Raw genomic sequence first — 24,032 nt, 5'->3', positions numbered from 1 at the left:
CTATGAATATATCGTATATACCAGAACGTATTGAGCAACTCACTATAATGAATGTACCTGAATACTATAAAATTAATGATAATCATGCGTTTATTGTCCGTTCGAAAGCAGAAACCGATTTTTGGCTTAAAACACATTATGGTTTTGAAGTAATGAATGGTCATGTATTTTATAATGAGATGATGACAGACTTTCAAGCTGAAGTTCAGTTACGTATGAATCCAAATTCAAAATTCGATCAAGCAGGTCTTTTTGTTATGATTTCGGAGAACTGTTGGCTAAAAACATCTTTAGAATATATCCCTGAAGGGCCATCTCACTTAGGTGCTGTCGTAACGAATAATGGATATTCTGACTGGTCAACGCAAGATTATCCAACTGAAGCAGCTAAGCAACAACTTCGTTTTCGAATTATTCGAAAACGCGGTGATTATACAATATATGTGAAAAAGAGCCATCAATGGGAACAAATAAGAATCGCTCATTTAATGGAGGATATAGGGAATGAGCCTATTAAAATAGGTTTTTACACGTGTAGTCCTTCTAAAAATAAGGGATTTGAGACTGAGTTTTTAAATTTTACAATTGAAGAAATATAGATGAAAAAACCGTATTCTTTTCATTAAGAATGCGGTTTTTGTATTTACATAATATAAAGCACATTTATTGACCAGAAAGTCATTAATACTTATCATTTAATAATGTTAAATATTAATTTACATAATATAATAGAAGTAATGAAGAAATTACAAAAAATATCGCTTAAATAAGGAGGGATATGAATTATTCAGTGGTAATTTCATGGGAAAAGGAGATTATGTATGAAATCATTTCGTAAGTTATTACAGTATTTAAAACCATACATGTTCTTCGCTATTATTGGACCGCTATTTATGGTACTTGAGGTTGCGATGGACTTAATTCAACCGACTATTATGCAACATATCATTGATGTTGGGATTGCAAATCGGGATTTAAATTATGTAATAAAAATGGGGCTTCTTATGATAGGAGCAGCAGCACTCGGTTTAGTTGGAGGGCTTGGGTGTATGATGTATTCTACAAAAGCAGCTGTTAATTTCGCTACAGACATACGAAAAGATGTGTTTGCGAAAATAGAAACATTTTCTAGTAATAATCGTGATTCATTTGGAACAGGTAAATTATTAACGATCGTGACGAATGATATCACTTCCATTCAATCGGCAATGACGATGACATTACGTGTTCTCGTTCGTGGTCCACTGTTATTTATGGGAAGTATAATTATTGTTTTTGTAACAGCGCGAGAGTTATTTCCAATATTACTTGTAGTTGTTCCGATTTTATTACTTGCGATTATTTTAATTGCAAGTAAAGCAAGTGGTACATTTAAAAAGGTGCAAGAGGCATTGGACAAAGTGAATACAAAGTTACAAGAAAATTTATCTGGTGTACGTGTTATAAAAGCGTATGTAAGACAAAAATACGAAATCGCCCAATTTGGAAATGTAAATACAAATTTAACGAAGATAAATATTCGAGCTGTGCAACTTATTTCTTTAATGATGCCAATCATTATGCTAGTTGTAAGTGGCGGGATTGTCGCAACATTATGGATTGGTGGAGAAAAAGTATTCAATGGAACGCTTCAAGTAGGAGCGATTTTGGCATTTATTAATTACTTGAATATCATTTTAATGTCACTTATGTCGATTAGCATGGTATTTATTCAAATTGCGCGAGCTTTTCCATCTGCGGATCGTGTACAGCAAGTGTTAAATACCGAGGTTGATATTATAAGCGCAGCTAATGCAATCGAACCTGAGAAAATCGAGGGGAATATCGAATTTAAAAATGTTAGTTATAGCTATACGAAAAATAATGAATACGTTTTAAAAGATATTTCGTTTAGCATACAAAAAGGTGAAAAAGTAGGGATTATTGGATCAACTGGAAGTGGTAAATCTACCTTAGCGAAACTGTTACCACGTCTATATGATGTGGATCAAGGTGAAATATGTATAGATGGAATAGATGTTAAAACATATGATTTGCAAAAACTCCGTGCTTCAATAGGGTTTGTACCTCAGAAGGCTTTGTTGTTCTCAGGTAGTATAGAAGAGAATTTACGTTATGGTAAAGAAAATGTAACACATGATGAGCTGGAAGTAGCAGCTGCATCAGCTTGTGCGACTGAGTTTATCAATAAGCTGGAAGAATCTTATCGATATAATTTAACACAAGGTGCGACAAATCTATCAGGTGGACAAAAACAACGTGTATCAATTGCAAGGGCACTTGTGAGAAAACCACCGATTCTCATATTAGATGATTCTACATCAGCAGTTGATGCAAAATCAGAGGCTACTATTCAAACAGCTTTAAAAACAAAATATAAAGGCACAACGACATTATTAATCGCGTCCAAAATTTCTTCCATAATGGATGCGGATAAAATACTTGTATTAGATAATGGTGAATTAGTTGGCAATGGTACACATGAACAATTGTTAGAACGAAGTGAGGTTTATCAGGAAATTTATCTTTCCCAAGGTGGTAATTTGCATAAAGAAGGTGGGGAAGAACATGCGTAATTTTCAAGGGCAATTTGCTAATAAAGGTGGACGAAACACACCGAAGATGGGAAAAGCTAAAAATGCCCAAGGAACTGTAATGCGGATATGGAACTATATGGGCTATCAAAAAGCTGCTCTAATGTTTGTTATATTTCTAGTCGTTGTTACTACTTTACTTGGATTATTAGGTCCCTATTTTATGGGAGTCATTATAGATCAATATATTGTACCGAAAGATTTAAGTGGTACAGCAAGAATGTGTATGTTACTTATCGCGATTTACGGTGTAACTGTACTTTTAACATGGTTACAAACATTTATCATGATTAACGTTGCATTAAAAACAATTCAAAAAATACGACAAGATATTTTTGAGAAAATCCAAACGCTTTCTTTACGGTTCTTTGATGTGCGTTCTCAAGGTGATTTAATGAGCCGTGTGACAAATGATATAGATAATTTGAACCAAGCTTTGACACAAAGTGTTGTACAAATTATTTCATCAGCGCTAACTTTTATAGGTGTAACGATTGCGATGTTCGCCTTAAATTGGATTTTAGCAATTGTAACTTTAATTACAGTACCTATTATGTTTTACGTTACAAAAAAACTAGTTGCATATAGTGGTAAAAACTTTGCGAAGCGTCAAAAAGATTTAGGTGAATTAAATGGATTTATTGAGGAAGCAATTACAGGTGCGGATGTTACAACGTTGTATGGAAAAGAAAAAGAAACTGTACAAAAGTTCAATAAAATTAATGAACAGCTAAGAGTTTCAGCTACGAAGGCTGATACATTTTCAGCTTTTATTTTTCCAAGTATGAACTTTATTAATAACTTAGGTATGGGGCTTGTCATTGGGACTGGATCAGTTATGGTCTTAAACGGAATGACAACAGTAGGAGTTATTGCGGCTTTTATTAATTATTCTCGTCAATTCTCAAGACCGCTAAGTCAATTTGCGACTTTAATGAATACAATTCAAGCGGCAGTTGCTGGTGGAGAACGTGTTTTTGAGATTATGGATGAGGTACCAGAAATTCAAAATAAAAAAGACGCATTTGTTGTACAAAATTTACAAGGGCATGTTGCACTTGAGAATGTTTCATTTGGCTATGCAGAGAATAAAACGATTTTAAAAGAAGTGAGTCTTAAAGCGCAGCCAGGAGAGACAATTGCTTTAGTTGGCCCGACTGGATCAGGGAAAACAACAATCATTAATTTGTTAACTCGCTTTTACGATATACAGCAAGGACAAATTCATATTGATGGAAAAGATATAAAAGATTATGATATTAATTCTTTACGAAGTAAAATAGGAGTAGTTTTACAGGATACGTATTTATTTGCTGGTTCGATTATGGATAATATCCGTTATGGACGCTTAGATGCTACTGATGAAGAAGTTATCACTGCAGCTAAGGCAGCATCTGCACATTCTTTTATTAAGCATTTGCCAAATCAATATGAAACAGAAATTGCTTCAGAAGGATCGAATTTAAGTCAAGGACAAAAACAACTTCTTGCGATTGCACGAGCAATTTTAGCAGATGCAGATATATTAATTCTCGATGAAGCGACATCTAATATTGACACAAGAACAGAATTACAAATACAAGCAGGACTAAATAATTTAATGAGAGGTCGCACAAGTTTTGTAATCGCTCACCGACTTAAAACAATTGAAAAAGCAGATCAAATCCTTGTTATAAAGGATGGAAGAATTTTAGAAAGAGGGAATCATGAGTCTCTTATGGAAGATAGAGGGTTTTATTTTGATCTGTATACGAGTCAGTTTAAAATTTAATAAAAAAAATGAGGTTTCTCTAGAAAAGAGAAGCCTCATTTTTTTATTTGTAAACTTTATGAATTACTTTTCTAACCAAATTAATTATCCGACCTGAAAAATACTTATACTTGCAGATACATTTGTTAAAGAGCCACCATCACTATTTGAGAGAGTGATAGTACCTGCTGAAGAGGTGTTATTTATTAAAGTCAATGTTGAAGGAACAACTGTTACGGTAAAAGCAGCAGTACCTTGATTTATTGAATGTGGTGACCCCGTACCAAAACGCCCACCTGGAATTGGTGTACCATTTAGTTCGAGGGAGAATTGGTTTTCGCGAGAAGCTTGTAATTGAAACTCTGCTACATATGTTCCTAGTGTATTAATTATAATATTTCCAGTACCTGTGATGTGGCTAAGGGCAGTTCCTGTTATAGGTCCATTTGTGTTAAAAGTAACACTACTTCCTACTGCAATTGATTGGTTAGTAGTATCAAAAACATATAGATAGTTTGTTAATCCTACACTAGCCGCCCCGGTAGGCCCAGTGGAGCCAGTGAAGCCAGTAGGTCCAGTGGAACCGGTAGCCCCGGTAGCCCCGGTAGCCCCGGTAGCCCCGGTAGCCCCGGTAGCCCCGGTAGCCCCGGTAGCCCCGGTAGCCCCGGTAGCCCCGGTAGCCCCGGTAGCCCCGGTAGCCCCGGTAGCCCCGGTAGCTCCAGTAGCCCCGGTAGCTCCAGTAGCCCCGGTAGTCCCAGTAGATCCAGTAGGTCCAGTGGAACCAGTAGAGCCAGTAGCCCCAGTAGAGCCAGTAAGTCCAGTGGAACCGGTAGCCCCGGTAGTCCCAGTAGGTCCAGTGGAACCGGTAGCCCCGGTAGCTCCAGTAGCCCCGGTAGGTCCAGTAGGTCCGGTAGCTCCAGTAGCTCCAGTAGGTCCAGTGGAACCGGTAGGTCCAGTAGGTCCGGTAGCTCCAGTAGCCCCGGTAGCTCCAGTGGAACCGGTAGTCCCAGTAGGTCCAGTGGAACCGGTAGCCCCGGTAGTCCCAGTAGTCCCGGTAGTCCCAGTGGAGCCAGTAAGTCCAGTGGAACCGGTAGCTCCAGTAGGTCCAGTGGAACCAGTAGAGCCAGTAGCCCCGGTAGCTCCAGTAGGTCCGGTAGAGCCAGTAGCCCCGGTAGCTCCAGTAGGTCCAGTAGCTCCAGTAGCCCCGGTAGGCCCAGTAGCTCCAGTAGGTCCAGTGGAACCGGTAGGTCCAGTAGGTCCGGTAGCTCCAGTAGCCCCGGTAGCTCCAGTGGAACCGGTAGTCCCAGTAGGTCCAGTGGAACCGGTAGCCCCGGTAGTCCCAGTAGTCCCGGTAGTCCCAGTGGAGCCAGTAAGTCCAGTGGAACCGGTAGCTCCAGTAGGTCCAGTGGAACCAGTAGAGCCAGTAGCCCCGGTAGGTCCAGTAGGTCCGGTAGAGCCAGTAGCCCCGGTAGCTCCAGTAGGTCCAGTAGCTCCAGTAGCCCCGGTAGGCCCAGTAGGTCCAGTAGGTCCAGTGGAACCGGTAGAGCCAGTAGCCCCGGTAGCTCCAGTAGGTCCAGTGGAACCGGTAGGTCCAGTAGGTCCAGTGGAACCGGTAGCTCCAGTAGGTCCAGTGGAACCGGTAGCTCCAGTAGGTCCAGTGGAACCGGTAGCCCCGGTAGGTCCAGTGGAACCGGTAGCTCCAGTAGCCCCGGTAGTTCCAGTGGAACCGGTAGAGCCAGTAGCCCCGGTAGTCCCAGTGGAGCCAGTAAGTCCAGTGGAACCAGTAGCTCCAGTAGCCCCGGTAGTCCCAGTGGAACCAGTAGGTCCAGTAGATCCGGTGGAACCGGTAGAGCCAGTAGCCCCGGTAGCTCCAGTAGGTCCAGTAGCTCCAGTAGCCCCGGTAGGCCCAGTAGCTCCAGTAGGTCCAGTGGAACCGGTAGCCCCGGTAGGTCCAGTGGAACCGGTAGCTCCAGTAGCCCCGGTAGTCCCAGTGGAACCAGTAGAGCCAGTAGCCCCAGTAGAGCCAGTAAGTCCAGTGGAACCGGTAGCCCCGGTAGCCCCAGTAGCCCCGGTAGTCCCAGTGGAGCCAGTAAGTCCAGTGGAACCAGTAGCTCCAGTAGCCCCGGTAGTCCCAGTGGAACCAGTAGGTCCAGTAGATCCGGTAGCCCCGGTAGAGCCAGTAGCCCCGGTAGCTCCAGTAGGTCCAGTAGCTCCAGTAGCCCCGGTAGGCCCAGTAGCTCCAGTAGGTCCAGTGGAACCGGTAGCCCCGGTAGGTCCAGTGGAACCGGTAGCTCCAGTAGCCCCGGTAGTCCCAGTGGAACCAGTAGCTCCAGTAGCCCCAGTAGAGCCAGTAAGTCCAGTGGAACCGGTAGCCCCGGTAGCCCCAGTAGCCCCGGTAGTCCCAGTGGAGCCAGTAAGTCCAGTGGAACCAGTAGCTCCAGTAGCCCCGGTAGTCCCAGTGGAACCAGTAGGTCCAGTAGCTCCAGTAGAGCCAGTAGCCCCGGTAGGTCCAGCAGGTCCGGTAGAGCCAGTAGCCCCGGTAGTCCCAGTGGAGCCAGTAAGTCCAGTGGAACCGGTAGCTCCAGTAGGTCCAGTGGAACCAGTAGAGCCAGTAGCCCCGGTAGCTCCAGTAGCCCCGGTAGTCCCAGTAGTCCCAGTGGAACCGGTAGTCCCAGTAGCTCCAGTAGCCCCGGTAGCTCCAGTAGCCCCGGTAGTCCCAGTAGGTCCAGTGGAACCGGTAGTCCCGGTAGCTCCAGTAGCCCCGGTAGCCCCAGTAGCCCCGGTAGTCCCAGTAGGTCCAGTGGAACCGGTAGTCCCGGTAGTCCCGGTAGTCCCAGTGGAGCCAGTAAGTCCAGTGGAACCGGTAGCCCCGGTAGCTCCAGTAGCCCCGGTAGTCCCAGTGGAACCAGTAGCTCCAGTAGGTCCGGTAGCTCCAGTAGCTCCAGTAGGTCCGGTGGAACCGGTAGGTCCAGTAGGTCCAGTAGGTCCGGTAGCTCCAGTAGTCCCAGTGGAACCAGTGGAACCAGTGGAACCAGTAGAGCCAGTAGCCCCAGTAGTCCCAGTAGAGCCAGTAAGTCCAGTGGAACCGGTAGCCCCGGTAGGTCCAGTAGCCCCAGTAGGAGAATGTGGGAGAATAATACGGTTAATATCTAAAAGTGAAAAGTTAATGAACATATCTTTGTTTTGATAATCTATCGAAATCACCTCACTAGCATGTTTAAAGAAATAGTAAAGTAATAATTTTTATAGGTATTTCATTTCTATATTATTAATGCAACTTATTTTGGAAACAGTAAATAGCTATCATGACTATAGGGTATTAATTTTTAACCTAAATTTTAATAAAACCTTTATAAAGATAAAGAGCGCTTTTAAAGGCGCTCTGAGACAAGTTTCATGTTGAAAAAGGGAATTGAGGATATTATGTGCATACTGTTTTAGAATGTTGTAAATTTTTAATTAAAAATAAAAGGATCTTATAAAAATTTAAAATTTGTATTATTAGATAGTCACCATACAATAAAATATGCTTTTTTGATATAAATGTGTGTCAAATTTACCAAAATATATTTTGGCATGCATAAGAAAATTAAAATACTTTGTTAGCAAATAATAGCGGCTTCAGTGACAGATGGTAGAAAGAGTTTATGTGGTATTGTAATAATTTCAAGCGCAATTTGCGCTGAATATAGGAGTATTTGAGTTAAATCTAAAGCGAGTGTTAAAAGTATTATGAAGCTTGTAAGAATTACAAAACTACCCCAAAAGAAACTTTTTGAAGTGTTGCGGAAATCTTTTATTAAGGAAAAGAAAGAAAAAGATGCGGTAACAATAAGAATGAAAATTTTATACTTATCAGACATTATAACCCTCCCAAAGAACAGTAATTTATATTATACTGTATTTTTCAATATTATTATAAAAAGATTTTAAAGTGAATAATAAGAAAAAAATAAAGCCATAACTTAAGACATTAGTTTAGGTTCTATTGTTTTAATACTTTGTTTTAGAAGGTATATAATCTGAAATTGAAAATTTTCCAAATGAATTGCCATTTTTTATTTCTAATCCAACATCAGGTACTCAATGAAATGGTATGAAAGATTATAGGCTGGTGATACGACATTAAATAAGAGGAATCTGCGCGCAGCAAGAGTCCTAGCTCAGATTTCTACTAGAGAAAAATATTTAGTTGGAGTTGATATGTTAATAAAAAACGGATGGATGTGGAAACTAAATATTCATGACATTAAGGATAAAGGTCAGGAAATATAATTTGGTATTCTGGGAATAACCGGAGGTCCGTAGTTAAAGTTGCATAGAATTTGTATTTTGTTTCTAATTTTTCAATTGTTGTTAAGTGATGTGAACCTAGTCCACGCTGTACACTATGTTGAGAAAGAGTCGGCCCAATTTGTAATTTTCGTTTTTTCATTGCATCGTTCCATGGACTATAAAAAAATTTAAAAATAAAAGCAGGTTCCATGTAAATGCTATAAGGATAATGCGAACCATGTCTCCCGACTCTATAGTTCCCGTGCGAATTATTGTGAATTAATCTACCGTTAAGATATAGTTGGTTTGGATTAGGTTGAGTTATTATGCCGTGATAACGTTGTTTAACAAGCGGAGAGCTATATCTTGGATTAGTGTAGCCATAACTCGGTTCATCAATCATCATAATCATTCTTATTGAAAACATATTGCCACCCATAGTGCTAAGTAATTTGAAAAATTGTTCTTTATTATAACAGCACAGGAATTCTGTCGTATTCAATACCATTTTCCATCCTGTAATTTCTCTTTCAATTTCCATAACTTCTTGATCAACTAAATAAGCATCAAATTCGAGTGATTTTGAGTTTCGTATTTCCCAATTAGGAGCGAATGTTTTACAGATTTCAACTGAACGATCAGTGGATCCACGATTAATAAGAATGCCATGATCAAATAGCTTTGTATGGTGCATTAACCACCATGGAAGTAAATATTCTTCATTGTAAAAATGAGAAATTAAAGTAGTCTTAATCAAAATCACCTCCGTATTTAACCTGCTTCTTATTTAATATGATATGGAAGGAAACCTATTGTTAGAAGGTTTCCTCTTAAAAGTTTTAAACCACATAGGGTATGTGGATGGATTAGTATATAAAGTAGTCTGATTGATAAAGAGTGGTATTAAAAAGTACAAAATCTAAAATGAGCATCGAATTAGTGTATAACGATTGAAACGGCACTGAAAACTAATAAAACAGCCATAATGATGTTGAATAATTGGTTATGTTTTACTAATATTTTTTGGAATATTGAACCAAATAAACTCCAACTAAATGTACTTAGTAAACCGACTATACCTAGAAATAATGAGAAAAGCAGAAAACTTGAATATGAATTGTAGTAGGGGAGTATAAAAGTAGAGACTACTGTGAGCCCGAATAATATTCCTTTTGGATTAACAAATTGAATGAAAATACCCACTGTAAATAAGTTTTTATTATTTTTTTCATTGTGATCTGCACCGCCTTTACTAGTAATTATTTTAAAGGCTAAATATAGCATATACGCGACACCTAAAATTTTTAAAGGAAATTCAATTATAGGGATAATATTAATTAAAACAATATTAAAGAAACTGCATAAAGAAGTGAGGATGAAAAAACCGAATGCTACTCCAAAGCAAAAGTTTATGCTTCTCTTTAATCCATGTTGATTTGCGTATGTCATAGCTAAGAAATTGTTGGGACCAGGTGTGAAGCTACTTATAAATACAAATAACAAAAAAGAAAATATAGGCATTTCAAAACCTCCCAATTTTTGTATGTTATAATGATCAAAAAGAACAATATAACGTGTGCTTTTTATTATACATAACGGTCGTTATATTGTATGCGGTGTAGGAGTGTTTTTTATGGAAGAAATTCAACTTATTCTGGCAAAAAATTTAAAATCAATACGTGAAAAAGAAAAATTAAGTTTAGAAAAGGTCTCTCAATTAACAGGTGTAAGTAAAACAATGATTGGACAAATTGAAAGAGGGGAATCAAGTCCGACACTAACAACAATATGGAAAATTGCAAATGGCTTGAAAGTTTCTTTTACTTCTTTAATCAATAATCCTCAGCCTGATACGAAAGTGATTTTAAGAAAAGATATTCAAGTATTGTCTGAAGACAATGGAAAATATAAAGTGTATCCTTCTTTTCCATTTCAAGATGATAGACATTTTGAAATGTATACAGTGGAAATAGAAACAGAAGGGAAATTAAGTTCAGAAGGGCATAAAGAAGGCGCAGAAGAATTTATAACGGTATTTGAAGGTGAATTGACAGTAAAATTGAATAACTGTCAATATAAATTAAATAGTGGAGATTCAATTCGTTTTAAGGCCGATAGATCACACTCTTATTATAATTTAGGGGAATCTTTGACTCGATTAAGCATGACAATTTATTATCCAACTGCATAAGTTTACATTTATAGTAACAAAAGATAAAACCATCTTTAAGAGATGGTTTTTATTTTTTATTACTCACAAAAAAAGACACTCATCTGAGTGTCAACATAGTATTGCTCTCGCGTATAGGATTGGAGTACGTTTCTCAAATACGTATTGAGATGGTTCGTAAAAAAGAAACTGTCTTCATATTTAATGTAACATCGGTGGAAGTCAGTGTAAATTGATAATATATATACGGAAAATTTAGTATAGATAGTTTCTACTATGAATATAGTACAATTTGTTCTTTAATGCGCCACCACTTTTATGAAATAATTGGGAGGTTCTTATCATGACAGACTTAGTATTTAATAATGTTTATTAGAAAAAGAATGAATCATTTTTAAATCGATTCGTATAATTGTTAGAGAGGCACCTGTTGAACCACCTCCAACCAAATTAACGATGTATAATACGCCGAATAATTGAAGTGAAATTGTAGTATCGGCAATTAAATTATTGTTATAATTTGAAGTTGATATAGCGGGAGAAAAAATAGAACCAGGAAGTGGAGTAGAAGCGTTTAATAGTAGTTTTGTTCCAGCGAGTAGAGCAGTTGTCGTATTAACTTGATAGGTTAAATGCTATCTTCTGGTTACAGGAATTGTAAATATATCGTTTGAGGCGTTAACTGTAAAATTACCGAGGCTTTGGTTATTAGAAAGAGGAATATTAGTTCCGCCTAATATCACAGTGATGGGATCACCTAATGTATTATTAGCGAACATAGAGTTTGTTGTAACTATTGACCCAGTATTTCTGGTAGGTTCAGTAAGTCTGTATGGAAGAATAATTTCAAGAGTCGTTGATACTAGTTTTTCTATTCTTTTTTCATTTTTATCTTGAGTATAAATTACCTCATTTTTAAATTAGAATGCAATAAGTTTCGTGTTTTTGGAATGGAACTATCATTTTATTATATTAATAGGAGTTATAGCAACGGTAAAATGTTTAATATATGTATGAATCATTTGGAAGGAAAAAAGAATAGTTATGAAAGCATTTCTTAATAATAGAATCATACTTATGTAAGTTAATTAAAAATATGTGGAATGAGGAATTAAATTGAAGCGGAATGATAAATTATCAATAAATAAAGGTAAGATAGAACCTGAGAATATTGGACCTACATTTTCAGCTCTTCCACCAATATATATTCCAACAGGAGCAACAGGAGCAACAGGAGCAATAGGATTAACAGGTCCAACGGGAGCAACAGGCCCAACAGGAGCAACAGGTCCATCAGGAGCAACAGGATCAACAGGTCCATCAGGAGCAACAGGCCCAACAGGAGCAACAGGATCAACAGGTCCATCAGGAGCAACAGGATCAACAGGTCCATCAGGAGCAACAGGATCAACAGGTCCATCAGGAGCAACAGGATCAACAGGTCCATCAGGAGCAACAGGACCAACGGGAGCAACAGGAGCAACAGGACCAACGGGAGCAACAGGAGCAACGGGAGCAACGGGAGTAACAGGAGCAACGGGTGTAACGGGAGCAACAGGAATAACAGGAGCAACAGGAATAACAGGAATAACGGGAGTAACGGGAGAAACGGGAGTAACGGGAGCAACGGGAGCAACGGGAGCAACGGGAGCAACGGGAGCAACAGGAACAACGGGAGTAACGGGAGCAACAGGAGCAACAGGATCAACAGGAACAACGGGAGAAACGGGAGCAACGGGAGCAACAGGACCAACGGGAGCAACGGGAGCAACGGGAGCAACGGGAGCAACAGGAGAAACGGGTGTAACAGGAGCAACAGGAGCGACAGGAGTAACGGGAGCAACAGGAACAACAGGTCCTACTGGGGGATTGGCCCTATAACAACAACTAATTTGTTATTTTACACTTTTTCAGATGGAGAGAAACTTATATATACAGATGCAGATGGCATAGCTCAATATGGTACAACGAATATACTTTCACCTAGTGAGGTTTCGTATATAAATTTGTTTATCAATGGAATTTTGCAACCACAACCATTCTATGAAGTTAGTACTGGTAAACTAACTTTATTGGATAACCAACCACCATCGCAAGGTGCTTCAATTATTTTACAATTTATTATTATTAATTAAAAAAGACAGATTCTTAATGAAAAGGAATCTGTCTTTTTTGTTCTGAATTACATTCGTTAACATTAAGTGACGATAAATTCAATTGTAATTGGAATTCCGCCGTCTAATGCATCCCCACCAGGAATTGTAATAGCACCAGTAGGACCAGTAGTAACACTGGAGTTCACGCTTGGTTGAAGAATACCGTTCACATATAAGTTGTAATACGTGAAAGTCGGAAAAGCGGTTGCAGTAGTACCCGCATCGTTTAAACAAGCTGTGGCAGCAATTGCAAAAGCTGCACCTGTACCTGTGCCGGCTCCTAGTGTGGATGTAAATCTTCTAGATGCCATAAATGGTTGAATGATAGGCAATTAATTTTCACTCCTTACAATATTTTATTAGAACGAAGTATAAAATAACTTGTCCACTATATTGTATGAGAGTTTTTTATAATAGAAACGGCTTCACCTTTATAAGGTGAGCCCAATTTTAGTAAGGAAATGTTCTTTATTTATATGAAAAAATGATGTTGTTACTTGCGGAATATATGTTAATCGTAAATTCGGTTTTTGTATTCAAATTAAAATGTGTCTTTGAACCTAAGAGATAAACGTGGAAAAATAAAATAAACTCTTAAGTTTAGGTATTTAATCTAAGCAGTCAATTATTAAAAACATATAATTAATATGTGAGTCATGAACATAATTAAATGACGTTTTCAAGTTTGATTATCATTCATGTTTCCTATTTTAAGAGAAACATATAACTCAACTACATTTTTCAATGGCATCTTTTATAGTACTTAGAATAGGAAAACACTCAACTATAAGAAAAGTAAGGAGGAAATAAATGAAACATAATGATTGTTTTGATCATAATAACTGCAATCCGATTGTTTTTTCAGCAGATTGTTGTAAAAATCCACAGTCAGTTCCTATTACTAGGGAACAATTAAGTCAATTAATTACTTTACTAAACTCATTAGTATCAGCTATTTCAGCATTTTTTGCAAATCCAAGTAATGCAAACAGATTAGTGTTACTCGATTTATTTAATCAATTTTTAATTTTCTTAAATTCCTTATTACCTTCCCCAGAAGTTAATTTTTTGAAACAATTAACTCAAAGTATTATAGTTTTATTACAATCTCCAGCACCTAATTTAGGACAATTGTCAACATTATTGCAACAATTTTATAGCGCCCTTGCACAATTCTTCTTCGCTTTAGATCTTATCCCTATATCCTGCAACTCAAATGTTGATTCTGCAACTTTACAACTTCTTTTTAATTTATTAATTCAATTAATCAATGCTACTCCAGGGGCGACAGGTCCAACAGGTCCAACAGGTCCAACGGGCCCAGCAGGAACCGGAGCAGGGCCAACGGGAGCAACAGGAGCAACAGGAGCAACAGGCCCAACAGGCCCAACAGGAGCGACAGGTCCAGCAGGTACTGGTGGAGCAACAGGAGTAACAGGAGCAACAGGCCCAACAGGAGCGACAGGTCCAGCAGGTACTGGTGGAGCAACAGGAGTAACAGGAGCAACAGGTCCAACAGGAGCAACAGGGGCAACAGGTCCAACAGGAGCAACAGGAGCAACAGGAGCAACAGGTCCAACAGGGGCAACGGGCTTAACAGGAGCAACTGGTGCAGCTGGTGGCGGAGCTATTATTCCATTTGCTTCAGGTACAACACCATCTGCGTTAGTTAACGCGTTAGTAGCTAATACAGGAACTCTTCTTGGATTTGGATTTAGTCAGCCTGGTGTAGCATTAACAGGTGGAACTAGTATCACATTAGCATTAGGTGTAGGTGATTATGCATTTGTAGCACCACGTGCAGGAACTATCACGTCATTAGCAGGTTTCTTTAGTGCAACAGCTGCATTAGCTCCAATATCACCTGTTCAAGTGCAAATACAAATATTAACTGCACCTGCAGCAAGCAATACGTTTACAGTACAAGGTGCACCTCTATTATTAACGCCAGCATTTGCCGCAATAGCGATTGGTTCTACAGCATCAGGTATCATAGCTGAAGCTATTCCAGTAGCTGCTGGAGATAAAATACTACTGTATGTTTCATTAACAGCAGCAAGTCCAATAGCTGCAGTTGCTGGATTTGTAAGTGCAGGTATTAATATCGTTTAATTTGTTACAATGTTTAGTAGGAAATTAAACAGGGGTTTGTATATAGTCCTTCCTAATAAATTTAGGAAGGACTATATTTTTGGGGGAAATAAGTAATAAATCAATTGAACAATTACTCTTTGTTAAGTTCGTATAAAAAAGTATAATTTACCCTTTCTCATTTTAGTAATAAGTTATGTAACTTTAAAAATTTCCGGTCAGTAAAAAAAGATGAATTCTTTTAAAAAAGAATTCATCCATAAAATAAACTATTTATTTTTATTACAGTTACATCCTTTTTTCTTTACATAGCCTTGCTCGGCTAATTCTCTTTGCGATTGGGAATTGGAAGATTGAGAATTGGAAGATTGAGAGGATGCTGAAGAGCTACTATTTTTATTATAAGAGTAGTTTTTTCGATAGTTATAATTACTCATAGTACTATCACCTCCAATTTAATATATAAATATTATATGTATGTACACTATCAATTGTTACTATTTTTAATAGGAAGAGAAGATACAATAAAAAAATCTCCTCGGTATTTTCCTAGGAGATAAATGATGATTCTTTTGAAAATTTACAAATTAATAGCCCCAGTAAAGAGGAAAGTAATAAGAATCTTGGTGATACAGATTATGTTGTTGAGCGAGGGGCTGGGTTGGATAATTTTTCATTTCACGGTTTTGATTGCAGTTTGCCGGAGGACCAATTACAGTAGTTGATTGAATAGGGGAAACCGCTTGTTTCCATTGTTGTTCATTGAGACAGTAAGTATGGGCCATCATATGAGCTGGAGTTAACCTTAAAATGTCAGAACCGAAAATAACTTCTGGAGTTGGAGCATTGAAAATAGCTAATAAATGAGTATTATCTGCTGTAGCAATTTCGTAATGCCACCACGCTTGTGGAATGTTGGCAACTTGCCCGGGTTTTATCGGTAAGTTTAATATTTGATTCGTAAATGGATTAAGTAAAGAAACAACAGCAGACCCTGAAATACAATAAACAAGTTCAGCTGCATTTTGATGAATATGTGGTTCTACAACATTTCCTGTACTTAAATAAATATCTAATAAAGAAGTATTTTCTAAAGTATTTAATTGTTTAATACCAAGTACATTTATATAATTTTGGGCATCTTTCCGAAAAAAATTACTTTTATTTACATCATAAGTAAAATTGGTTGTGGGGAGGTATAGTCGATGTTGGCAGTCAATTGTATTACCCGCCTTTCTATAGGTAAGTTAGGTTACAAAATTAGGATATGTGTCTAGTCTTTGTTTTGTGCTGTTGTCGGTAGCTTAATAAATTCACTTATTCCATAAAGAATAAGGTGTTAAGACCAAACTATATTCGTATTCCCATTCATACTTTGGATTGATGGAAAAAAGTAATGAAAATGTTAATTTAAAATTACATCAATCATTTATAAGGAGTGAATGTTCATGTCATTTAGTGAAATGATTAGAAATGAAGTACTCAGCTGGGCGGGTGTTTCTGAAAAACCGCATCGATTTGGTGGTATTGAAATAAATTATGGCAAGAAAGAACTTGGCCATCTTCATGGTGATAAATTAGCTGATTTACCATTTCCGAAGTTAAAGCGAGATGAATTAGTGAAGCAAGGCTTGGTAAAACCACATCACGTATTACCTGAATCAGGATGGATCAGTTATTATTTAAAGAGTGAAGAGGATATTCCATTTGCAATTGAGTTATTTCGTATGCAATATGATCGAATTAAAAAGTAATGAAATAAAGTAGGATAATAAAAATTTATTTTTATGTCACATCCCTCCTTAATCGTTCGTCTTGTATGTAGAACGATTAAGGAGGGATTTTATTATGAATACATTTGATATAGCAATTGTTGGCGGTGGGCTTGCTGGATTAACAGCATCTATATATTTAGCGAAAGCTGGAAGGAAAGTGATTGTATTAGAAAAGTCCAGTCAATTCGGTGGCCGAGGGATGACTACAAATAAAAATGGAATCTGCATGAATCTTGGTGCACATGCTTTATATAGAGGCGGGGCAGCGTTTATAACTTTTAATGAGCTTGGTATGACTCTTCCAGGTGGAATACCATCTACAAAAGCACATGGAATATGGAAAGGGGATATATTCACTATCCCAACAGATTTTTACTCAATTTTATCAACACCACTACTTTCTTGGTCTGCAAAAGTACAATTCTCACGTCTTATGATTCGTTTAGGAAATTTAGATGTAGGAGAAGTTCCGAAAATGAGTCTAACTACATGGGCAGAAAATGAAATAAAAGATCCAATGGTTCGCAATATATTTTATGCGCTATGCCGAACAACAACATATACGTTTGCTCCTACAATACAATTAGCATCATCTGTACTAAAGCAAATACAGCTTTCTATAAAAGAGGGAGTGCTTTATGTAGATGGTGGTTGGGAGACGATAATAACAAAATTAAGAGCTATAGCGAATGATATCGGGGTGCAGTTTTTGGCTAAAAAGCATGTTGTGGAAATTGAGCATTCCGAAGGTAAACAAAGAATACATTGTGTTGATGATGAGGTTTTTGAAGTAGGCGCAGTCATCGTGACGACTCCGCCGAAAGAAGCTTGTAAAATAATAAAAGGTGCAGAAGGAACAAGTCTGCATAGATGGAGTGAACAATCGGTACCGGTTACTGTTGCTGCATTAGATATTGGCTTGAGACAATTACCCAATCCTACACATCAATTTGTATTAGGATTAGATCAACCTATATTTTTCACAAATCAATCGAGAGCAGCTAAATTAAGTGAAGATGGATCAATTGTAGTGAGTCTAATTAAGTACTATAATCCTGTACTCGAGATGAATCATATTCGTGATGATAAAGAACAGTTGGAAAGTACGATGGAGTTGTTACATCCAAATTGGAAAAGAGAAGTTGTTGCACAGCAATATTTACCGAAAATAACAGTAGTACATGATTTTCCTCATATTGAGCGTGTTGAAAAAGCGGGCCCTAATATACCTGAAATGCCAGGTGTTTATGTTGCAGGAGATTGGGTAGGGCATGATGAAGTATTAGCTGATGCTGCGGTAGCAAGCGGGAAACGTGCAGCGTTATACATTTTAAAGCAATATGAAAGTGAGGCAGTTCATCATGGAAACGGAGCAGTTATATGAAGCGTATCAACTATTATTATTTTCGTTAGCATACAGAATCCTTGGGAGTGTTATGGATGCTGAGGATATCGTTCAGGATGTATTTATCTCGCTAAATAATATAGAAGATCTTCAATCTATAGAAAATATGAAAGCATATTTATGTAAGATGACGACAAATCGTTCAATTGATAAATTACGATCGGCAGCGCATAAACGTAACGTGTATGTAGGGATGTGGTTGCCAGAGCCAATTGTAGAAGAGAGTGATGAGCCATCAAAGTCATTTATAATGAAAGAATCCCTTTCCACCGCATATTTATTACTTTTACAACAATTATCTGAGGTAGAAAGGATTGTTTTCATATTAAGAGAGGTTTTCAGTTATGAATACGAAGAAATAGCTTCAATTGTTGATAAGAGTAGTGTGAACTGCAGGAAGATCTTTCAACGTGCACGAAAAAGCATGTTGGAGAAACCGAAGCAATCAAAATTAAGCACGGAGAAAATGGCTTCTTATATTGAAAAGTTTGTATCATCATTACAGTGTGGGGATGCGGAAGGTATGTTAGAAGTATTAAAAACAGATGCTATACTCAAAGCTGATGGTGGTAAAGTTACGACTGCGATTAACCCGATTTATTCTGCGGATCGAATTATACGTTTGTTCTTTGGGATTGCACAACGATTGACAGAAGAGTACACTGTTGATTTCAAAATGGTCAATGGTATACCAGGAGTTATAGTTACAATAAACAATAAAGTAACTTATGTTCTTTCGTTTGCATTTGAGGATGAGAAAATTTCAAATATTTATATGATGGTTAACCCTGAAAAACTTATGCATTTAAATGTAAAAATATAAAAAAGCGCATTTCTTCAGAAATGCGTTTTTTATTATTTTTCCAACATTTCAAGAGGTACATCTTTTTCGCCAGCTACCTCAAATTTAATTTCCCCGTCTTCTTCATAAATACGTGTAATAATCGGTATAGTAATCATTAATTTTTTATGCTGCTTTCGTTTTCGAGCAGCATCTAAGCTAATCACGTTCATTTGTAAGCATCCTTTCTTCTGGAAATATATAAACAAAGAAAATGCGTCCGAAAAGGGCGCTTAATTGAATTTGAAATACCGATTCATTTAAATGGGGTTTATATAATTTAATAACTGCAATTTTAATATGAAATAATATGAATGGAATAATTGCACGTAGAAATTAACTTTACCAAAAAACGAAACAATATGCTATAAAAAAATTCAAATCTTTGTCATATAATAGGAAAAAGGTCTTTGTTTCGCATATAATGAAAGTAGACGGGCAGCAAGAGCTTTTTCATCATATTGCTTTGGAAAGGCGATGAAAAAAATGGATACGTTAGATTCATTATTATTTCAACTTGAACAATATGGAGAAGAGCATGATCGAAATAAAAAAACACGGGAAGAAAAATTACGGAATATTACTCGTGAGATGGGGCAATTTTTATCAATTTTAGTAAAAGGGTGTAGCGCAAAAAACATTTTAGAAATCGGAACTTCTAATGGCTATTCTACATTGTGGTTAGCTAATGCGGTAGAAGAAACAAATGGAAATGTAACAACTGTAGAGCTTTCTTCAGAACGAGTTGGAGAGGCACTTGTCAATTTTGAAAAGGCAAACCTTTTACAAAGGATTGATGTTCATAATCAAGAAGCAGGGGCATTTTTAGATGCGCAATTAGATCATTCATTTGATTTTATTTTCCTAGATTCAGAGCGTACGCAATACATGTGGTGGCTTGAGCATATAAAGCGCATTTTACAACCAAAGGGTTTTCTTGTTGTTGATAACGCAACCTCTCATGCAAATGAATTAGCCGAGTTTAGAAAAATGATAGAAGAAGATGAAATGTTTGAAACGGTTTTATTGGCATTTCAAAATGGAGCATTTGTAGCGCATAAGAAGAAATAGGGTATAGCGTAATATAATTATCACATTGAAAAAGGGTGTATGTCAAAAGATTGAGTACAGTAGGATAGGAGAACATAATTTATAGTAACATACGAAGAATCCGCCTTCAGCATGTCGTTCTCTAGGTCTTAAGTCTGAGGAAAATTATGTTGATTACAGGTATACTTATAGTAAGAAACAGGGAATGACTGCATAAACAGGCATTTCTAAAAAAATCGATTTCAAGCAGTCAGAATGTATATGAAATACGATATAATTGATGAAATATAGTGCATATAAATTCGCACATATAAATAAAGGAGCGATTTTGTTGACTGAACTCGAGAAAAAAGAACCTGTATCCATTGTGAAAGATAATAATGTAGAAGTAGTAGTTGATACAGTTATAAAAGATGAAGAATTAGAGGAACTAAATAAAGAAGCTGATCTTTATGTACAAAAGTTAAATAGCGAGCAAAATACAGATTTATCAAAAGTATTGTCTCAGCTAGGAGATTTAGGGGATAAAGAGCAACAGGCAGCAGGACAAACGTTATCAGCTTTAAAACGCCCTGTAACAGCGATGATGAATGGGAAAAATGAAGAAATTCCAAATACATTGTTAGAATTACGGAAAGTGGTATCAGAGCTTGATCCCAATTCACTTAAAGCAAGTGGTATGAAGAAAATAATGTTTAAAGTATTCAAGAAAAATCCACTTGAAACATATGTGCATAAATACCAATCTATAGATAAACAAATCGAGGAAATTATTAGATCCCTTCTAATTGGCCGTGATAACTTACAAGAGGATACAGTTGGTCTTGAAATGTTAAAAGAACAATCGCACGATAAAATTCATGCGCTTGATAAACAAGTATACTTAGGGAAAAAGCTTGCTGGCATGCTGGAAGCTGAGAAACAAAATCCAGAACGTCAAAGAGATATTCCATTAATTAACGATGCGTTAGAAAAGATACTTGTACGTACACGTAATATGCAGCAAGCGAAAAGTGTATTATTACAATCTATAGCTTCTGTAGACATCATTAAGAAAAATAACGAAAAGTTAACAGAGGCAATACGTAATGCAATTACGATGACGCAAAACGTTGTAACAGTTTCAGCTGCTATTCAGCTAGCATTAACGAATCAACGTAAAACAATTGATGCTGTAAATGCGACGAATGAAGCAATTGAATCGATGGTATTAAGTAATTCTCAAGCGTTAAAACAAAATACAGAAGAAACGACAAAATTGCTTGAAAACCCTGCTATTAGCATGGATAAATTACGTGAATCATTCCAAAATGTGTTCGCTGCAATTGAAGCATCTGAAAAATCGTCAGAACGTATTATCGAGTCAAGTAAGAAGTTTGTTATTGAACTAGACACATTTAATGATGAGATGAAGCAGAAACTCATTCAGCGTCCAAGGAAATAACGGATTATTAGAGGAGGTGAACAAATGAGTTTCATTCAAACAGTACTATTACTACTCGGTACATTGCTTTTAATAGCATTTACTGTCGTTGTTTTAGTCGTATATTTCGGACGGAAGCTGTATTTTTCATGGACGAAGCCATATAAAAGAGCGCAAGATTCTTTAGATAAGTTATCAAACAAATCAATACCGTTTCTACAAGAATTTACACAACATCCACTGTTTTATCGCTGGATTCGCACTGAAGGAAAGAAAGAACAAAATGCACTAAACACTCTATTTTGTGCATCAGGTCAACGTACGAGAGAACAAGTCTTCTCGATGTTACCGAAAGAAAAGCAGAAAAAAGTGCATGTAATGGCAAAAACTACGAAAAAGCTTACGAATGAAGATATTGATGTGGCTGCGATGAAAGTGAAAGATTTCTTAAGACAAGAAACACAACAAACTGTAAAACCGACAGACTTATCATTTTACAAATTGTATTTTTATGACCGTTATCCAGACGCATTAAATACAATTCAAGCGTATAAACGCTCAATAAATCCTTCATTACAAAGAACCGTTGATGATATTACAATTTCAGTATTGAATGCACTTCCGTACTACCAAGAGCAACGCATGTTTGAACAACAACATAAACTTGAAACGTTCTTAATGAAAGATTTAACGGCCATGTTATCGTTGGTAGTACAATTACCACCTTCACAAAGACCAGAGAAGGAAGAAGAACTGAAAATCTACTTGGAAAATTTCCAAAAAGAAATGGAAGTAGTAGAGCGAGATATTCGCGACTCAATTGATCACGATTTAAATGTGAAGATGAGAGCAGCGACTGAGAAGTTTAAGAATAAATAACAAAAAGCGCCTTAAAAGCTAAGTATCACAGCTTTAGGGCGCTTTTTGTTATGAGATTTTATTTTGCACTAACGGTAGTATGACTAGAAGCCACACTTTCATTATGCAATCGATCAACTGCAGTTACGACATACGTATACGTTTCTCCAGAAATAACGGTTTTATCTACATAAATTTCTCCAAGTTTTGTTTTTCTTACAGTAGTAAGTAAATTTTTCGGATTTTGTATATCCACTTCATTTTTCCCATTCGCGCGGTAAATAGCGTAATAAGTAGAATCATTATCTCTATTGTCAATGATACCGATTGCAATACCTTCATCTCTTGGAATGGCACCTTTTAAAGTCGGTTGTTTTGGTGGATCATGATCAAGCCAAGGCATAGGCGGAATTAATGCAGGATATTTATATATGTCTTTTGAGAGTCTATCTTTAGCTCCAAGTGGATTGTTATTAATATCTTTTAAGCTAAAATGCATACTACCTTTTATTTCAGGATATAGCCGGTTTAATGCAATTTGTCTTGGATATTCTTCTGGATCAGACCAAGCAGGGACGGAGTTATTATTAATTTTATAGGCCGCTTGACCGATGTATAGGTGAATCGGTTTGTTATTTGTTTCTTTAACCCACCAATCTACTAATATGTCATATGCAGCTGGGGTGAAACCTATATTCCAATATATTTGCGGTGTAATGTAGTCAATATATCCTTTTTGTATCCACTCACGTGTGTCAGCATAAAGGTCATCATAGTTTCTTTGGCCTGCGGTTGTGTTAGAGCCAGTCGGATCGTCAGCTATATTTCTCCATACGCCGAACGGACTAATGCCAAACTTTACATATGATTTTTCTTGTTTCATAGCAGTATTTAAATCTTTTACAAGTTCATTTACATTGTTACGTCGCCAATCTTCTATATTTGTAAATCTACCGTTATTATATGTTTCGTACGTTTTCTGATCTGGAAATTCTTCACCGGCTACTTTATATGGATAAAAATAATCATCCATATGCAGCGCATCAATATCGTAATTTTGCACGATTTCTAAAGCACCTTCTGTTATAAATTTTTTCACTTCTGGAATACCGGGATTGTAATATAACTTTCCGCCATAAGGGACAACCCAATTGGGATGTTGCCTTGCAGGGTGATTATTTGATAATCGATTTATATCGGTGTGATTCATCGTTATTCGGTATGGGTTAATCCAAGCGTGGAATTCTATATTTCTTTTATGAGTTTCTTCAATCATAAATGCAAGCGGGTCATAACCAGGATCTTTTCCTTGTGTTCCTGTAATGTATTCAGACCAAGGACCGTAATTTGAAGGATAGAAAGCATCAGCGGTTGGTTTAATTTGTACAACAACTGCATTCATACCAGTGCTTTTTACATCGTCTAATAATCTTATAAATTCTTGTTTCTGTTTTTCAATGGGTAAGCCAGTTTTTGAGGGCCAATCAATATTCAGAACAGATGCAATCCATACAGCACGTAATTCATGTTTTTTGTATGCAGTATTTACTTCAGCATAAGTAGAGTGAGGGGGAATGAAAGAGAAAGGGATGAACAAGATGACGATACAACATATCATTAATAAACGTTTAACGATCATTTATA

At 37.2% G+C, this 24,032-nt stretch carries 18 protein-coding genes and 3 pseudogenes; 13 read left to right on the top strand and 8 right to left on the bottom strand.

The features are described 5' to 3' along the window. Positions 1–2 precede the first annotated feature (2 nt). From B9A45_RS18005 to B9A45_RS32500, 4 genes are all read left to right on the top strand, one after another. A complete protein-coding gene (locus B9A45_RS18005; RefSeq protein WP_016109944.1) occupies positions 3–599 on the top strand; it encodes a DUF1349 domain-containing protein in 597 nt (198 codons plus the stop codon). Positions 600–821: 222 nt separating this feature from the next. Next, positions 822–2,576, top strand: a complete 1,755-nt coding sequence (locus B9A45_RS18000) for an ABC transporter ATP-binding protein (protein WP_016109945.1) — start codon at positions 822–824, stop codon at positions 2,574–2,576. After that, positions 2,569–4,365 (top strand): ABC transporter ATP-binding protein, encoded by a 1,797-nt coding sequence (locus B9A45_RS17995; RefSeq protein WP_016109946.1) that lies wholly within the window; start codon positions 2,569–2,571, stop codon positions 4,363–4,365. The genes B9A45_RS18000 and B9A45_RS17995 overlap by 8 nt, the downstream gene beginning before the upstream one ends. 529 nt (positions 4,366–4,894) lie before the next feature. Next, entirely contained in the window at positions 4,895–7,531 is a 2,637-nt protein-coding gene (locus B9A45_RS32500) for a hypothetical protein (RefSeq protein WP_218673384.1), read from the top strand. A gap of 415 nt (positions 7,532–7,946) precedes the next feature. Here the strand turns inward: B9A45_RS32500 and B9A45_RS17985 are convergent, their stop codons facing one another. The 3 genes from B9A45_RS17985 to B9A45_RS17975 form a co-directional block, all read right to left on the bottom strand. Continuing rightward, positions 7,947–8,207, bottom strand: coding sequence for a hypothetical protein (locus B9A45_RS17985; RefSeq protein WP_084064445.1), 261 nt, complete (start codon positions 8,205–8,207; stop codon positions 7,947–7,949). A 386-nt stretch (positions 8,208–8,593) separates the two neighbouring features. Beyond that, positions 8,594–9,376, bottom strand: a complete 783-nt coding sequence (locus B9A45_RS17980; protein ID WP_000598283.1) for a glycosyltransferase family 2 protein — start codon at positions 9,374–9,376, stop codon at positions 8,594–8,596. A gap of 179 nt (positions 9,377–9,555) precedes the next feature. Continuing rightward, on the bottom strand, positions 9,556–10,140 hold the full coding sequence (locus B9A45_RS17975; protein WP_001121272.1) for a LysE family translocator: 585 nt from the start codon (positions 10,138–10,140) through the stop codon (positions 9,556–9,558). 112 nt (positions 10,141–10,252) lie between these two features. Between B9A45_RS17975 and B9A45_RS17970 the strand changes: the two genes are divergently transcribed. Then, positions 10,253–10,810: a helix-turn-helix domain-containing protein gene (locus B9A45_RS17970; RefSeq protein WP_000391298.1), complete on the top strand. Its 558-nt coding sequence runs from the start codon at positions 10,253–10,255 to the stop codon at positions 10,808–10,810. Positions 10,811–11,148: 338 nt separating this feature from the next. On the opposite strand, the pseudogene B9A45_RS17965 reads toward B9A45_RS17970, so the two are convergent. Beyond that, positions 11,149–11,694, bottom strand: a pseudogene (locus B9A45_RS17965) (hypothetical protein). A 211-nt stretch (positions 11,695–11,905) separates the two neighbouring features. Between B9A45_RS17965 and B9A45_RS33170 the strand changes: the two are divergent. Next, positions 11,906–12,924: pseudogene (locus B9A45_RS33170) on the top strand (DUF4183 domain-containing protein). A gap of 62 nt (positions 12,925–12,986) precedes the next feature. Here B9A45_RS33170 and B9A45_RS17955 read toward each other — a convergent pair. After that, on the bottom strand, positions 12,987–13,277 hold the full coding sequence (locus B9A45_RS17955) for a DUF4183 domain-containing protein (RefSeq protein WP_001121647.1): 291 nt from the start codon (positions 13,275–13,277) through the stop codon (positions 12,987–12,989). 478 nt (positions 13,278–13,755) lie between these two features. Between B9A45_RS17955 and exsJ the strand changes: the two genes are divergently transcribed. Beyond that, complete coding sequence (gene exsJ, locus B9A45_RS17950) at positions 13,756–15,057, top strand: exosporium protein ExsJ (RefSeq protein WP_084064443.1); 1,302 nt, start codon at positions 13,756–13,758, stop codon at positions 15,055–15,057. A gap of 566 nt (positions 15,058–15,623) precedes the next feature. On the opposite strand, the pseudogene B9A45_RS17945 reads toward exsJ, so the two are convergent. Continuing rightward, positions 15,624–16,255, bottom strand: a pseudogene (locus B9A45_RS17945) (cupin domain-containing protein). A gap of 229 nt (positions 16,256–16,484) precedes the next feature. Between B9A45_RS17945 and B9A45_RS17940 the strand changes: the two are divergent. From B9A45_RS17940 to B9A45_RS17930, 3 genes are all read left to right on the top strand, one after another. Next, positions 16,485–16,790, top strand: a complete 306-nt coding sequence (locus B9A45_RS17940; protein WP_000010319.1) for a luciferase domain-containing protein — start codon at positions 16,485–16,487, stop codon at positions 16,788–16,790. 94 nt (positions 16,791–16,884) lie between these two features. Beyond that, positions 16,885–18,195, top strand: a complete 1,311-nt coding sequence (locus B9A45_RS17935; RefSeq protein WP_084064437.1) for a phytoene desaturase family protein — start codon at positions 16,885–16,887, stop codon at positions 18,193–18,195. Then, positions 18,173–19,039 (top strand): sigma-70 family RNA polymerase sigma factor, encoded by an 867-nt coding sequence (locus B9A45_RS17930; RefSeq protein WP_084064435.1) that lies wholly within the window; start codon positions 18,173–18,175, stop codon positions 19,037–19,039. The genes B9A45_RS17935 and B9A45_RS17930 overlap by 23 nt, the downstream gene beginning before the upstream one ends. Before the next feature lie 32 nt (positions 19,040–19,071). Here B9A45_RS17930 and B9A45_RS32235 read toward each other — a convergent pair whose 3' ends face one another. Beyond that, complete coding sequence (locus B9A45_RS32235) at positions 19,072–19,230, bottom strand: hypothetical protein (RefSeq protein ID WP_001100984.1); 159 nt, start codon at positions 19,228–19,230, stop codon at positions 19,072–19,074. Between the two features lie 304 nt (positions 19,231–19,534). Between B9A45_RS32235 and B9A45_RS17915 the strand changes: the two genes are divergently transcribed. The 3 genes from B9A45_RS17915 to B9A45_RS17905 all read left to right on the top strand — a co-directional run bounded on the left by B9A45_RS17915 (position 19,535) and on the right by B9A45_RS17905 (position 22,409). Continuing rightward, entirely contained in the window at positions 19,535–20,128 is a 594-nt protein-coding gene (locus tag B9A45_RS17915) for an O-methyltransferase (RefSeq protein WP_016109961.1), read from the top strand. Positions 20,129–20,438: 310 nt separating this feature from the next. Next, positions 20,439–21,551: a toxic anion resistance protein gene (locus tag B9A45_RS17910; RefSeq protein ID WP_000137407.1), complete on the top strand. Its 1,113-nt coding sequence runs from the start codon at positions 20,439–20,441 to the stop codon at positions 21,549–21,551. A 24-nt stretch (positions 21,552–21,575) separates the two neighbouring features. Then, on the top strand, positions 21,576–22,409 hold the full coding sequence (locus B9A45_RS17905) for a DUF3974 domain-containing protein (protein ID WP_016109962.1): 834 nt from the start codon (positions 21,576–21,578) through the stop codon (positions 22,407–22,409). A 58-nt stretch (positions 22,410–22,467) separates the two neighbouring features. Here B9A45_RS17905 and B9A45_RS17900 read toward each other — a convergent pair whose 3' ends face one another. Then, positions 22,468–24,027, bottom strand: a complete 1,560-nt coding sequence (locus tag B9A45_RS17900) for a glycoside hydrolase family 10 protein (RefSeq protein WP_016109963.1) — start codon at positions 24,025–24,027, stop codon at positions 22,468–22,470. Positions 24,028–24,032: the final 5 nt, after the last annotated feature.

It is taken from the genome of Bacillus sp. JKS001846 (assembly GCF_900176455.1).
In the GTDB taxonomy this organism is placed as follows: Bacteria; Bacillota; Bacilli; order Bacillales; family Bacillaceae_G; genus Bacillus_A; species Bacillus_A cereus.
The sequence above is the reverse complement of the archived record's forward strand: the minus strand, read 5'-3'. Positions and strand labels throughout refer to the sequence as shown.

Bases quoted from the DNA above. Each gene is read 5' to 3' on its own strand.
- B9A45_RS18005 (WP_016109944.1), top strand. From the start codon at position 3: ATGAATATATCGTATATACCAGAACGTATTGAGCAACTCACTATAATG.
- B9A45_RS18000 (WP_016109945.1), top strand. From the start codon at position 822: ATGAAATCATTTCGTAAGTTATTACAGTATTTAAAACCATACATGTTC.
- B9A45_RS17995 (WP_016109946.1), top strand. From the start codon at position 2,569: ATGCGTAATTTTCAAGGGCAATTTGCTAATAAAGGTGGACGAAACACA.
- B9A45_RS17985 (WP_084064445.1), bottom strand. From the start codon at position 8,207: ATGTCTGATAAGTATAAAATTTTCATTCTTATTGTTACCGCATCTTTT.
- B9A45_RS17975 (WP_001121272.1), bottom strand. From the start codon at position 10,140: ATGCCTATATTTTCTTTTTTGTTATTTGTATTTATAAGTAGCTTCACA.
- B9A45_RS17970 (WP_000391298.1), top strand. From the start codon at position 10,253: ATGGAAGAAATTCAACTTATTCTGGCAAAAAATTTAAAATCAATACGT.
- exsJ (WP_084064443.1), top strand. From the start codon at position 13,756: ATGAAACATAATGATTGTTTTGATCATAATAACTGCAATCCGATTGTT.
- B9A45_RS17940 (WP_000010319.1), top strand. From the start codon at position 16,485: ATGTCATTTAGTGAAATGATTAGAAATGAAGTACTCAGCTGGGCGGGT.
- B9A45_RS17935 (WP_084064437.1), top strand. From the start codon at position 16,885: ATGAATACATTTGATATAGCAATTGTTGGCGGTGGGCTTGCTGGATTA.
- B9A45_RS17930 (WP_084064435.1), top strand. From the start codon at position 18,173: ATGGAAACGGAGCAGTTATATGAAGCGTATCAACTATTATTATTTTCG.
- B9A45_RS32235 (WP_001100984.1), bottom strand. From the start codon at position 19,230: ATGAACGTGATTAGCTTAGATGCTGCTCGAAAACGAAAGCAGCATAAA.
- B9A45_RS17915 (WP_016109961.1), top strand. From the start codon at position 19,535: ATGAAAAAAATGGATACGTTAGATTCATTATTATTTCAACTTGAACAA.
- B9A45_RS17905 (WP_016109962.1), top strand. From the start codon at position 21,576: ATGAGTTTCATTCAAACAGTACTATTACTACTCGGTACATTGCTTTTA.
- B9A45_RS17900 (WP_016109963.1), bottom strand. From the start codon at position 24,027: ATGATCGTTAAACGTTTATTAATGATATGTTGTATCGTCATCTTGTTC.